The following is a 12,822-nucleotide window of genomic DNA, read 5'->3' on the forward strand; positions in this document are numbered from 1 at the left end:
GCTGAGAAGCCCGCTGACGGTGTGGAGGCGTCTACCCCGGTGGAGTTCACCGCCGAGCAGTTTCAGGCCCTGACCGAGGCCCTGGGCCTAGAGTCTGAGGCGACACCGGATGAGGTTGTGGAGGCTGTGCAGAAGCTCACCGAGAAGGGCGACGAGGAGCCGGAGAAGGCACCCGTTGACCCGTCCGAGGTGAAGGCGTCCCGTGGTGGCAATGTCACCATTGATGCCGCCGCGTGGGCTGACATGCAGAAGTCTATCCGGCTGGGGTTGAATGCCCGCCGTCAGGAGAACCGCCTGGAGGCTGAGGCTGTGGTGGACCAGTTCATCCGTGCTGGTCGTGCTCAGGCCGCTGATCGTGAGCGCCTGCTGGCCGCGTATCAGGAGGACCCGTCGGATACTGTCCGTCAGCTTCGCCGTGGGAAGGTTGCTCACATGGTGGAGTTGGGGCACGGGCTGTCGGTCGATGAGCCGCCGCGTGCGGCCGGTTGGGTGCGATAGCACTGTGTGTTGCAGGTTCCACCCCCGCAGGGGTGGGGCCGACAATTCACAGCGCCGTAGACCTATTCTTAGGGAGTGAAAAAGATACTATGCAAGCGCGGATTCAACTCCACACCAGAACCCCTCTTCAAGTCCGTGGTTGAGTCCCCTAGCGTGGTGTCAATTCCCCCGGCAGGTTCACCGTCTCCTTGCACAGTGAAGGCCACCGCGGGAAGCTCTGTAGGTTCCGCCTAAAGAATCCACAAAGGAGCTGTGCCCACGATGGCCACACCCCATTCTGCCGTATCCACGCTCATCTAGAAACTCCTCGACGATCCCAACGTCGCCCACAACGACATGTTCCGCGAACTGATGCAGGCCGGCCTCCAAGACCTCGTCAACGCCGAAGCCTCCGCCACCATCGGCGCCGCCCCCTACGAACGCACCAGCGAACGCAAGAACCGGCGTAACGGCACCCGGTCGAAGAAGATCTCCACCACCTCCGGCGATGTGGACATCAACATCCCGAAACTGCGGCACGGGTCCTTCTTCCCCTCGCTGCTGTCGCCCCGACGCCGGGTCGACAAAGCCCTGCACGCGGTCATCTGCCAGGCCTACATCGACGGAGTATCCACCCGCAAAGTCGATGACCTGGTCAAAGCTCTCGGCATCGACTCCGGAATCTCGAAGTCCACCGTCTCGCGGATCTGTGCCCGTATCTGCCCAGGGCCGTCGAGAGATCCTCGGCATGGCCGTCGGCGATTCCGAATCCACCGACTTCTGGACCGAATTCCTCCGCAACCTGCGTGAACGCGGCCTGAAGGTCTCCACCGATACCGATCCGTTAGGTGTGGCGTTGGTCATCTCCGACGCACACAGCGGTATCAAGGCCGCGACGACAGCGATCCTGCCCGGGGCCGGCTGGCAACGCTGCCGGGTCCACTTCGCCCGCAACGTCACCCAGAAGTTGGGCTCAAGGCACTCCAAGCCGATCAACGCGCTGATCTCCGCGGTATTCGCCCAGACCGATCCGCAGGCGCTGGTCGCCCAGTACAAGCAGGTCACCACCGCACTGAGGTCCTCGTGCCCTGACGTCGCCGACATGCTCACCGCCGCGGAAACGGACCTGACCGCGTTCACTGGCATGCCGGTGGAGCACTGGCAGAAGATCTGGTCGAACAATCCGATTGAGCGGCTCAACCGGGAGATCAAGCGGCGCGCTGACGTTGTCCAGGTGTTCCCCGACCGGGCGTCGGTGACCCGGCTGATCGGTGCTGTCCTGGCCGAACAGCATGAGGAGTGGCAGTACGGTGAGCGTCGGTATCTCTCAGAGATCAGCATGAGGAAACTCGCCCACACCCTCTACGACCCCGACGACGGTGTCCACGACTCCGCAGACGCGGTCGGGGTTCCGGATGTGCAGTTCATGATCGGAGCTTGATGACCGTGATCCCCACGGTCCCCACGGTCCCCACGGTCTACGACGACGGCTGAGCTGGTCGACTCGTCGCTGACAATCCCCTGTTCACAGGGACCGACAAAGAACACCACTCAAAGAGACTTGACCAAGTCCGTACCACTGGAGGGGCTGGTAGAGGTTGAATATGGAGGGTCGGCTGGAATCCTTGTCAGCGACGGTTCCGACGGTTCACCTTGGCCCTACACTCAGCGTGAGATCGACAGAGATTTCACCGCACTTCCCGATGACCTCACCATTCGAAGGAAAGTCCCAGGTTCGTACAACGATTGGGTAGCGGAACCGTGGGGAGAAATCAAGAAATACCCCGGAATCCGCTTCTCCCTGGCCTGGACCCCTAAAGATCTCCAAGAGGCGAAGGAGGAGAACGATCTGCTCTACGTCGTTTCAGAGGCTCATGCTTACCTGCCGGCTGAGGATGGCGCGTCGCTAGAGTATCTGGAGCCGATAGAAGAGAACTACGATCCCGAGAAGGATAATCTTTGTCCGGCTCCCGTCATTCTGGTTTTTCATCCTAAAGCTGCCAGTCGGGATTCTACTCTGTCCTGAGCGGGTGGGAATTTTTTCCCTTGGGGTTAAAATCCTTCCCGAGGCCGGGAACGCATGCGATGAACTGCGGTGTCTTCACCGCGGTGCGATGGTTGCTGACCTTCCGAGGTCAACCTCGAAAAGTGATGTTTTCCGTGGCAATCCGGAAAGGTTGCCGACGTTCGCAGCCTGCCACATTACTGACGCCGGTGGGCTCCCACCCCTGCCCGCGTGGAGCGACCCCTACGCCGGGGGTCCGCACCAGTCCGCTTTCAGTCCGCTACAGGAATGCAAGCCGGTATCTCAACGTAGCGTTGTAACCGCCGTGACCTGGCTAAACGCAACGATGACAACGTGACGGTTTCTTCTAAACGCCTGGTACGTGTCTTTTGCAAGCAGAAGGTCAGGGGTTCGATTCCCCTCAGCTCCACTGGAGAAACAGCAGTGACGGGCACCATCCGATGATTCGGAGGGTGCCCGTTTTCTGTGTTCCGTGGGGCACCACCACGTAGGCGCGCACCCGGGGGGTACGCGCCTACGGCGAAAGGTAGTGCACCATGCCAGGTGCGCCATCGGCGGGTTCATCACGCCCACCGCGCACAGTATAGAACGGGTACTACAGAAAAGCAGGATGAATACCGACCTAAGAATAGAACCACCCCCGCTCGGTAGTGGTCTCACTATTTTCTTCACCGTGGATAGATAATGGCCGGGAACTGTCCGACGGGAAAGTGAGTGCCACGTGAAGAGTCTACGCACCATGGCAATCGTGGCGATTCTCTTCATCGTGCTCGCCGGCGTCACCGTCACCGTGACGTCGAATTTCCAGCGGACCTTCAGCCCCGGGGCGTCCTGCGGCAGTTCCAGGGGCGTCACCGACGCGCGGTCGGCGAAGGGGGACGAGGACGCCGGCCTGGTCGTCACCCCGGACCGCTACGCCTCCGACATCGCCTGCCGCGTGCTGGCGGACGGAGGTAGCGCCGCGGATGCCGTCGTCGCGGCCCAGTTCACCCTCGGTCTCACCGAACCCCAGTCCTCCGGGCCGGGCGGTGGGGCCGTCGCCGTCTACTACGATGCCGCGACCGACCACGTCCGGAGGTGGAACGCCGCGGTCCCGGCGCCGCGGGACGGCGGCAACCTGACGGGAGTGCCCCAGACACCGCAGCTGATGCGCACCATGCAGGACGACTACGGTGTCCTGGACTTCGATGCGGTGCTCGCCTCCGTCGCCGAGCTGGCGGAAGACGGTTTCGCCGCCAGCGGTCGGCTGACCGGGGCCCTCGACCGGCGGGTCGACGTCCTCGACGGGATGCCGTGGCCGGGGGTGGACGCCCAGGACCTTCCGCGTGCGGGGGACGTGCTGACCAACCCCGACTACGCCGCCTATCTCCGCGACCTGGACGTCACGGGGCGTATCGAGCCCGAGGCACCGCTGTGCACCGGCTACCGGGACCACCAGGTCTGCGGGTCGGGCTCCACCGGTACCGGCATGATGGTCGTCGGTGAGGCGCTGGGCATCCTCGACCGGGCCGACGTCGGCGACGACCTGAGGCACGTCGTCACCGAGGCCGAGCGGCTGGCCCTGGCCAACGGGAACACCTGGATGCAGGACCCGGAGGTCGACCCCGGGCTGTCCGAGGCCTACGTGGACTCCCTGGTCACCGATCCCGGGCACCTGCAGCAGCAGGCCGACCGGATCGACCCGGACGCGACGCTGGGGTACATCGAGCCGGACCCACTGGTCGGCACCGAAGGCACCTACCTGCCGAACCTGGAGGAAGGGACCTCGCAGATCACCGTGCGTGACGGCCACGGCAGTATCGCCAGCGTGACCACCACCCTGCACCAGCACTTCGGGTCCGGCGTCCTGCGCGACGGCTACTTCCTGAACAACTCGCTGAACAACTTCAGCGCCGGCTCGAAGTCGATCAACCAGCGGGCCCCCGGGGTCCGGCCCAAGACGGCGATGAGCCCGGTGATCGTGTTCGGGGACGGGGAACCCGTTCTCGCCCTGGGCAGCCCCGGAGGCGGGGCAATTCCGTCGTACGTGATCAAGACGATCGTGGGGTTCGTCGACGAGGGAATGTCGGCGAGGGACGCGGTGGACGCCCCGAATTACGGCGCGACGGGACGTGACGCCACTTACATCGAGGAGCCTGGTGTGGGCCACGACAGTGGGCTGAGTGTAATTTCCCGCGAAGGGCGCTATTTTCGCGCCGAAGCGGATGAACGTGCCGGTGGGACGGCACGGGCAGCAGGGTAGGGGTGTCGGGGGCATCCGTCGAATCATGTGTTTTCCCTGGGCACGGGTCCCGGACCACAAGCCCGGCTAATGGTCCATAAATCGCGTTTCGTAACTGAGAAAACAGTGCTGGTGTAACACTTAATTCGGCATTAGTGTGCGGAGTAGAGGGCGCAACTACCAGCATCTTTGTCACGATCCACCTCTGTGGATCGACTTGGCATGTCTCAGGGGAACTTGCCGAAGCCCTAACATTTCGGGTACCTGAAGGAGAATTACCCATGCTCGCTTTTCTGTCCCTGTCCGCACTTGCTGCGACAACCGGGATGGCGGCTTTTCATCGTAAGGAAGTGCGTCACCGTCGTCGGATGGGCGGTCTCGACATCAACGTGCACGTGAACGGAATTCGGGGGAAGTCCACGGTCACCCGCATGATCGGCGGCGTGCTGCGGGAGTCGGGCAAGACCACGATCTCGAAGACCACCGGAACCTACGCCTGCGTGATCGACAGCCAGGCCGGTGAGCGCCCGATCAAGCGCACCGGGCCGGCGAACATCAACGAGCAGTACCGCTTCCTCGCGGAATGGCTGGACGGTGCCGACGACCCGGTCGAGGCCCTGGTCGTGGAGTGCATGGCGGTGAAGCCGAAGTACCAGACGTTGTGCCAGGACGTGATCCTGCGCTCGCCGATCACCGTGCTCACCAACGTCCGGCTGGACCACCAGGAGGACATGGGCGACACGCTCGAAGAGATCGCCGCGTCGCTGTGCTGCACCGTCCCGGAGAACGGGCTGGTCATCACCGGCGAGCGCGACCCGAAACTCGTCGAGATCATCCGTGAGCACTGCGAGGCCCGCGGCTCCCGCCTCGTCGTCGCCGAGGAGACGGAGCTCTCCCGCAGCCTGTGCAACCGGTTCGACTACCGCCAGTTCGAAGAGAACGTGGCCGTCTGCCTCGCCGTCGCCGCCGAACTCGGCATCGACACCGGCGTCGCGGTGCGCGGCATGCTCTCCGCCGAGCCGGACCCGGGAACCACCCGCATCGCCCACGTCCGCGACTCCGAGACCGGACCGTTCTACTGGGTCCCGATGTTCGCGGTGAACGACTGGGAGTCCACCACCCGTGTCTTCCACGACGTCGTCGACGACGACCTCCCGTCCTGCAGGAAGGTGGTGGCGTTGAACAACCGCGCCGACCGTACCGACCGCGCGGCGATGTTCGTCGACCTCGTCGCCACCGACCTCGCCGACGACATCGACCGGGTCGTGCTCTACGGCGAGATCCAGGACGTGGTCCGTCAGAAGCTGCTCAACGCCGGTGTGGAGGACGACATGATCCTCACCACCACCGACCTCGACGGTGAGCAGGGTGCGGACGGCCGCGACCTCGTCGCCCGTGCCCGCGCAGGTTTCGAGGGTGAGGACGTCGCCATCTTCGGCATGGTGAACATCCACACCGACCACGTGACCGCCATGGAGCGTTACGTCGGTCAGCTTGCCGAGGAGCGTATCGAGGCAGTGGCGGCATGACCTACCAGATCATCGGGTCCACTGGGTTCCTCACGGACTACGTGCACGTCACCTTCCTCGTCGGCCTGGTCATCAGCTACCTGTACTTCCGGCGCCGGCAGATCTCCGTCGGCGGCTCGCTGGCCGTCGGTTACCTGGCGTCCTCGCTGTACATGCCGCTCAACGTGCTGTCCACGCTGGTCGCCGCGCTCCTCGGCTACGTCCTCATCAAGTTCGTGATCCTGAAGATCTTCCTGCCGCGTCCGCGTCAGATCTTCGCCATCGGCCTGGGTGTGGGCGTGGGCTGCGGTGCGGTGTGGATGGCCCTGACCAGCTGGCTCCTCGGCGGTCTCTCCCTCGACGGCCTCTCACTGGTCGGCGTGATCGTGCCCGGCATGTTGTGCAACTCCCTGATCAAGCAGGGCGTGGTCCGCACCGTCGTCCCGCTGGCCTGGATGGTGCCGGCCGCGGGTCTGGCCGGGCTCGCGATCACCATGCTGACCTCCACCCTCCTGCCGGGGTCGCTGGCGAACACCATCATCGACACCAACCTCCGGCCCGTGCCGATGCTCTTCCTCATGAGCGCCCTGTCGGTGCTCTTCGCCGTGCTGGTGCAGGAGGGGACGGTGCGCTCGCGCAAGCTGCGCACCGGCGGCTACGTCACCGCCGGCGTCATCGTCAGCGTCCTGACGAGCCCGGGCTACCTCGTCGTGCTGGCCGCAGCCACGCTGCTGGTGCTCGGCGTGTACGTGCCGTACTCGCGCAAGGTCCCGCTGTTCGGCAAGGACCGCTTCGTGATCCTCTGCACCGTCTCGTTCGTGATGGTCACCCTGGTCGAGCTGGTCATGGCGTCGTTCACGGGTGTGCGTTTCGACGGTCCGACGAACGTGGTGTTCTGCGTGCTGCCGGCGATCATCGCCAACGACCTCGTCCAGTACGGGTTCAAGCGCACGTCGGCCGGCATGGGACTGTCGATCGCCGGTTGTGCCGCGGTCGCGGTGCCGGTGATGGTGTGGGGCTGAGCCGCCGGGCGGCCGGTGCCACCGTCGGCACGGTCTCCGTTCTTGCGATGGTCACGGGCTGTTCGACGCCCGAACCTGAGCCGCTGCCGACCGCGTCGCCGGACGCCTGCCTCGACGGCGGGCTCGAGGCGCGTGGCGCCTCCCGCGGTGGCATGGTGTCCACCCCGGACCCGGACGCGACGCGCGCGGCGTGCAGCGTCCTCGCCGAGGGTGGGACGGCCGCCGACGCCGTGGTCGCCGCCCAGTACGTCCTGGGCCTGCCCGAACCGAACTACTCCGGCCCCGGTGGGGGCGGCCTGGTGATCTACCACGACGCGCAGACGGGGGAGACCGCCAGCTTCGACGGCACCGTGTACGCGCCGCAGGACGATGCGTCCGACGATGCGGTGGGGGTGCCGCAGACCGACCGGCTCATGGACTCCCTGCGCCGGGCACATGGTGTGAAGAGCCTGGCGGAGCTCACGGAGCCGGCGCGGAGGCTGGCGTCCGACGGGTTCGTCGTCACCGAACGGCTCGCCGCGGCGATGGACGCGCGCAACGGGATCTTCGAGGAACTCCCCGCCGCCGGGGACGTGCTCACGAATCCGGACTACGCCGAGTACCTGATGGAACTGGAGCCCACCGAAGAGCCGATCGAGCCGTCCGACCCGCTGTGCGTGGACTACCAGGGGCACTCGGTGTGCGGGTCGCACTCCACGGCGACGGGCATGATGGTCGTCGCCGAGGCGCTCGGCATCCTGGACCGGCTGGACCTGGCCCGGCTGACGCCGGTGGCGGGGACGGCGCGGGCCACCGCGCAGCACCTCGTGATGGAGGCCGAACGTATCGCGTTCACCGACGCCAACACGTGGATGGGTGACGGTACCGAGGGGTACGTCGACCAGATCGTCACCGACGACGGGCACCTCGACGACGCCGCGGACTCCATCCGTCAGAAGACCACGCTCAGCGGGCTCGAGCCGCAGGACCTGGACGGTCTCACCGGCGAGTACGAGGACAGCGACGACCAGGGGACCTCCCAGGTCACCGTGCGTGACTCCGCCGGCAGCATGGCAACCCTGACCACCACGCTGCAGCGCAGCTTCGGCAGCGGGAAGCAGGAGAACGGCTACTTCCTGAACAACTCGCTGGACAATTTCAGCGCCGACGCCGACCCCGGTGACCCGAACTACCGCGAGCCCGGTGCGCACCCGCGCACCATGATGTCGCCGGTGCTCGTCTTCGACGGGGACGAGCCGGTCATGGCCCTCGGTTCGCCCGGCGGGCGCAAGATCCCGTCCTACGTGGTCAAGGCGCTGGTGGCGATGGTGGACTGGAACCTGCGACCGGTCGACGCGGTGGACATGCCGAACTTCGGCGCCACCAACCGCAACAGCGTGTACGCCGCGCGCGGAGGTGCCGAGCAGAAGAAGATGCGTGGGCTGCTGGAGGAATGGGGCCACGACCTGGAGGCCGGACGCTTCGACTCCGGACTTAGCGTGATCCGTCTCCGGGACGACCAGGTCGACGGCGCTGCGGACCACCGACGCGACGGTTCCGTCGCCGGGGTCGACCTGGGGTGAGCCGGGGTCAGCCGGTTATGTGCTCCGGCCCGGCCGGGTGTACGATATCCGGTGTTGTCTCCACGTGAGACTTCGGGGCTATAGCTCAGTTGGTAGAGCGTCGCGTTCGCAATGCGAAGGTCTGGGGTTCGATTCCCCATAGCTCCACTATCATGGAATCCGTTGGTCGTTCAGGCCAGCGGGTTCCTTTCTTTTTGCAGGTCACGTGCTAGACAGTACCACAGCCTGTAGGGGCAGGGAACCGCACTAAGGGGCAGTGTTTCCCAACGCTTCCCCAACAGCGGAGAGGAGTTGGGGTCATGCCCAAGACAGGCGGGGAGCGTAGGGACTTTGGGGAGAAGCCGTGGCACAACGGCAAACCCAAGGGGAAAGGCCGGCGGTACTACGGCCGGTTCAGCGGGCCGGACGGGGAGCGCTACACGGCGGGCACGAGCTTTGAGACCCCGGGGGCTGTAGAAGCGTGGTACCTAGCTGAGCGACGGATCATCGACCGCATGGTTGAGGAGGGGACGATAGGCGAGTGGCTTCCCCCGCGTGCGCGTGCGGCAGCGGCTAGGGCTGATAGGGAAGCACGGGGGGTCACGGTCGCGGAGGTGCTGGGGCGGTGGATCGACTACAAGACTGCAACGTCTTGGGAGGAGTCCACACGGCAGACCAACGTGCGGCAGTTGAACCTGCGGCTACTGGAAGTCGATGGGGAAGCCGGTGCCTTCCGCGCTATGCCGGTGTCTCAGGTGGCCCGTAGGGACGCTAACGCATGGTGGGAAGCCGTATGGGCGCAGTTCCCTGACACTGCACCGACAAACAACGGGGCGAAGAAGCACCTCACGGCAGCGTTTAAGTGGGCGGCTAGGCAGGAAATCATCCCGGCCAACCCCGTCGATCTGGAAACCCGTAGGGCCAAGGTAGGAGAGGGCGGGACCCGTAAGAGTCTGCCCGAGCTGTGGGAGGTTAAAGAGCTGCTGGCGCATGTTCCCGAACGGTACCGGTTCCCCACCGCTCTGGCGTTGGTGCATGGTCTGCGGACGCAAGAGGTGTTGGGGTTACGTAGGTGGCAGGTGAAGCGCTCTGTGGCCGCTGACGGCACGGTGGGCTACATCATTGATCTGTCCGACCGGGGGCGCGTGCGGGCTGCTGTGAGGCTGACTATGGACGGCAAACAGACGATGGTGGACAAGGGCCTAAAGACGGAAGCTAGTTACCGTGAGGTGCCGGTCTTCCCTGATTTCGTGGCGATGTGCGAGGCCCATATGGACCTGTACGCGGGTGAGGGTGACGACGGGCTGGTGGCCCTCACCAACCGGGGCACGCGGGTAATGGATACCTCTTGGAATACAACAGTGAAGCGGGCGGCTAAGCGGGCTGGGCTGCGCGACGATATCCACAAGCATGACGGCCGGCGGTTCGCTGCGACGGCTCTCAGCGAGGTTGGGGTGTCTGAGACTGCTGTGGGCGCGTACGTGGGCGACAAGTCGGGGGATGTGCTGCGGAAGCACTACCTCCGGCACTCCCAGGAGCACCTGAGTGAGGGCGTGGAGCGTATGGGTGACCGTCTGCGTGGGGTTGTGCCGACAGAGTAGAGGTCGGGGTGGTACGTCACGGCAGGTCCGGGGAGGGGGTTCGCGCTGTGTCTGCTGTGTCTGCCCCTAGTTTTGGGGGCTTTTGGGGCTGACAGACGGGTACAGGGCAGGATTTTAGGGGAATTTTGTGTGATCTCCTTCACTCGTAACACGTCTGGGTGCTCATGAAAAATTCCGAAACGCTCTGACCTGCGGTTACGGAAATTTCGGCGTCGAGAATCCATAAATAGCCCGTGGTAAAATGGGGGCAGGTAATGGCGAAACGTAACAAATGATGCCAAAACTCACCACGCCAGCGAACCGGAATCATAGCCGGTTCGCTCATTCATCTATGCCCAAAGAAATGAGGTAACAATGTCCTCCCCTCCCCGACAATACATGAGCGTCACGGCGGCGGCAAAGTATCTGGACTGCCACCCCCGAACGGTGCGGAGAATGTGCGCCGATGGGCGCTTGACCCTCTACCGGCTGGGCGGTTTTACCCGCGTTGACCAGCACGAACTTGACCAGCGTATGGCCGGCGACTAGCCGAACAGAATCCCCCAGACCCCTACAGAAAGGCTTACAACTTGCCTACCTGCACTACCGACAAAGACGCACTGCTTGGCCCCACCCAGACGGCCCAGCCCGAACAGCGAATCGCACTAAATAAGAGGGACGCTGCCGCCGCCGTCGGAATGAGCGTGGATACCTTCGACCGACACGTTGCTGCTGGCACGTTCACGCCCCGAAAGCCGGGCGGCAGGGGGCATCTCGTGCTGTTCCGCGTAGATGAACTCCTAGACGCCCTGTTGGCCATGCCGACCGCCGGGAACCTCGCCCGGGGACTGGTGAGCGTATGAGCACGCCGCCACCGCGACAGACCCCCAGCGTCCAGCTCCCCGTCGTAGAGGACGGTGCGGGCTGGGACTGGCAGAACGACGATTACCCCGAGTCGTGGCGTAGCACCGACCGGTCACGCACTCACCTCTACCCCAACTTCACCACGGGTACGGAGTACCCGAGCAACTGGACCTAGAAAGGTTTCACACATGAACAACATTGACATGAGCACACCACTGACCGCACAATTCGTCACCGACAACCTGAAGCAAGCCCCGCGCCGGGAAGATTACGTACGCCCCGCCGGCTACGAGGCTCGACTCGCACTGCTGGCGGACGCCTGGGGCGTGGAGCTGGACACCCTGCTGCACAAGAGCTACAAGGGTGCGGTCGAGTACTACGACGAAATCGAAAAGGAACTCGACGACTTCGCCGACCTGCCGCTGCCCACCGGCGAGGAGCTACGCGATATGACCGACGCACAGCGCCGAAAGGCCCTGCGGGACCTTGAGACCGACAACGTTGCCCGCGCTCAGGTGCGCGCGTCGATCCGGGAAAACCTGACCTCAGCGCGCCGGGTAATTGACGCCAACGAGGTCGACGAGCTTACCTACAAGCAGGTCATGTCCGTGCTCCCCGTGGCAGAGACAGTGGACACGCTGAAGCGTACGGCAAGGTTCCTCGGCCCCTTTGCTGGACAGTCCCGCATTCACGCTGAGCACGTCGCCAATGCCGCTTCCCGTGCCGAGCACGCCGCTGCTGCGGAGGTGCTGCCCGAATTTCGTACGGCTCTGTCCCGTCTGCTGGCACTAGACCTACTGGTGTCACCGAACGAGGCATACGCTTTGTGGGCCGATCCGGGCATCTCCGGCTTTCTAGAGTATCGCGTTAACGTTAACACTACCGGAAAGCCGATCAGCAAAATCGAAGACTTCACCGACGTGGATATCGCAGCTCACCGTGTAGCGGAAGATTACCGTGAGGTTTTCCTGGGCGGATTCGCTAAGTATGATCGGCGCGGCCCGGAGTCAGGTAAGGAACACCGGGAAGTCGGGCAGCATAACCAATTTAAGTGGTCGGGAATTAGCGACCGTGTGCTAACTCCGCTCGCTCGCGGGATGTTCGGCGGGCTGGAAGTTTCGGTGCCGGCGACGTGGGATGAGCTTCAGGACCGTATTAGGCGTTTCAGTGAGGCGAACCGTCGCCGCGAGAGCCGGGACGGCCGGTTCAGCGCTGACGAGTTCCGGGACCGGGAGAACAGTAAGAAGAATCCTGTTACCGGGGAGTGGGAAACCACTATCCAGCGGACAAATCTGCGCGATGGGTCGGTCCAGTACATCTCGGTTGGTAAGTCGGTTCCTCAGCCGTCTTTCGCTCCTCAGGTTGAGCGGGCGCGGTCGTGATGCCGCCGGCGGAATTGGTTGCGGAGTTGCGGGAGTTGGTCGAGTCGGTGCCGGAGGAGTTTCGGCGGTTCGCTGAGGCGGTCGCGGTTGGTTGGGTCGGGCCAATACAGACTCGCTGAGTGAAGGTGTGGGTGCGCCCCCGATGGGAGATTGGCGGCGACCTGCACTTATCCACGTAATCCCACCTGGGAGCGATTCTGG

The 12,822-nt window shown here is 64.2% G+C and carries 9 protein-coding genes, 2 tRNA genes and 1 pseudogene; all 12 read left to right on the forward strand.

Annotation, left to right across the window (positions count from 1 at the left end; translation table 11 throughout):
* A partial coding sequence (locus ACT3S3_RS12975; RefSeq protein WP_444626910.1) for a hypothetical protein occupies positions 1 to 498 on the forward strand: 498 nt, incomplete at its 5' end.
* 336 nt (positions 499 to 834) lie between these two features.
* Positions 835 to 1,918: pseudogene (locus ACT3S3_RS12980) on the forward strand (IS256 family transposase).
* A 120-nt stretch (positions 1,919 to 2,038) separates the two neighbouring features.
* Positions 2,039 to 2,503, forward strand: a complete 465-nt coding sequence (locus ACT3S3_RS12985) for a hypothetical protein (RefSeq protein WP_444626911.1) — start codon at positions 2,039 to 2,041, stop codon at positions 2,501 to 2,503.
* Between the two features lie 349 nt (positions 2,504 to 2,852).
* Positions 2,853 to 2,912: transfer RNA gene (locus ACT3S3_RS12990), tRNA-Cys, on the forward strand.
* Between the two features lie 339 nt (positions 2,913 to 3,251).
* Positions 3,252 to 4,745, forward strand: coding sequence for a gamma-glutamyltransferase (locus ACT3S3_RS12995; RefSeq protein ID WP_301441811.1), 1,494 nt, complete (start codon positions 3,252 to 3,254; stop codon positions 4,743 to 4,745).
* 347 nt (positions 4,746 to 5,092) lie between these two features.
* A complete protein-coding gene (gene pgsB / locus ACT3S3_RS13000; RefSeq protein ID WP_301441810.1) occupies positions 5,093 to 6,253 on the forward strand; it encodes a poly-gamma-glutamate synthase PgsB in 1,161 nt (386 codons plus the stop codon).
* Complete coding sequence (locus ACT3S3_RS13005; protein ID WP_301441809.1) at positions 6,250 to 7,254, forward strand: poly-gamma-glutamate biosynthesis protein PgsC/CapC; 1,005 nt, start codon at positions 6,250 to 6,252, stop codon at positions 7,252 to 7,254. Before pgsB ends, ACT3S3_RS13005 begins: the two co-directional genes overlap by 4 nt.
* The gene (locus tag ACT3S3_RS13010; protein WP_441578823.1) at positions 7,245 to 8,816 is read left to right on the forward strand and encodes a gamma-glutamyltransferase; all 1,572 of its coding nucleotides are present in this window, start codon (positions 7,245 to 7,247) and stop codon (positions 8,814 to 8,816) included. Before ACT3S3_RS13005 ends, ACT3S3_RS13010 begins: the two co-directional genes overlap by 10 nt.
* A 74-nt stretch (positions 8,817 to 8,890) precedes the next feature.
* Positions 8,891 to 8,963: transfer RNA gene (locus ACT3S3_RS13015), tRNA-Ala, on the forward strand.
* Between the two features lie 152 nt (positions 8,964 to 9,115).
* The gene (locus ACT3S3_RS13020) at positions 9,116 to 10,396 is read left to right on the forward strand and encodes a tyrosine-type recombinase/integrase (protein ID WP_444626912.1); all 1,281 of its coding nucleotides are present in this window, start codon (positions 9,116 to 9,118) and stop codon (positions 10,394 to 10,396) included.
* 378 nt (positions 10,397 to 10,774) lie between these two features.
* The gene (locus ACT3S3_RS13025) at positions 10,775 to 10,924 is read left to right on the forward strand and encodes a helix-turn-helix domain-containing protein (RefSeq protein WP_443410731.1); all 150 of its coding nucleotides are present in this window, start codon (positions 10,775 to 10,777) and stop codon (positions 10,922 to 10,924) included.
* Between the two features lie 503 nt (positions 10,925 to 11,427).
* The gene (locus ACT3S3_RS13030; RefSeq protein ID WP_444626913.1) at positions 11,428 to 12,621 is read left to right on the forward strand and encodes a hypothetical protein; all 1,194 of its coding nucleotides are present in this window, start codon (positions 11,428 to 11,430) and stop codon (positions 12,619 to 12,621) included.
* Positions 12,622 to 12,822: the final 201 nt, after the last annotated feature.

The organism is Corynebacterium sp. AOP40-4SA-5, assembly GCF_052377355.1.
Taxonomy (GTDB): Bacteria; Actinomycetota; Actinomycetes; order Mycobacteriales; family Mycobacteriaceae; genus Corynebacterium.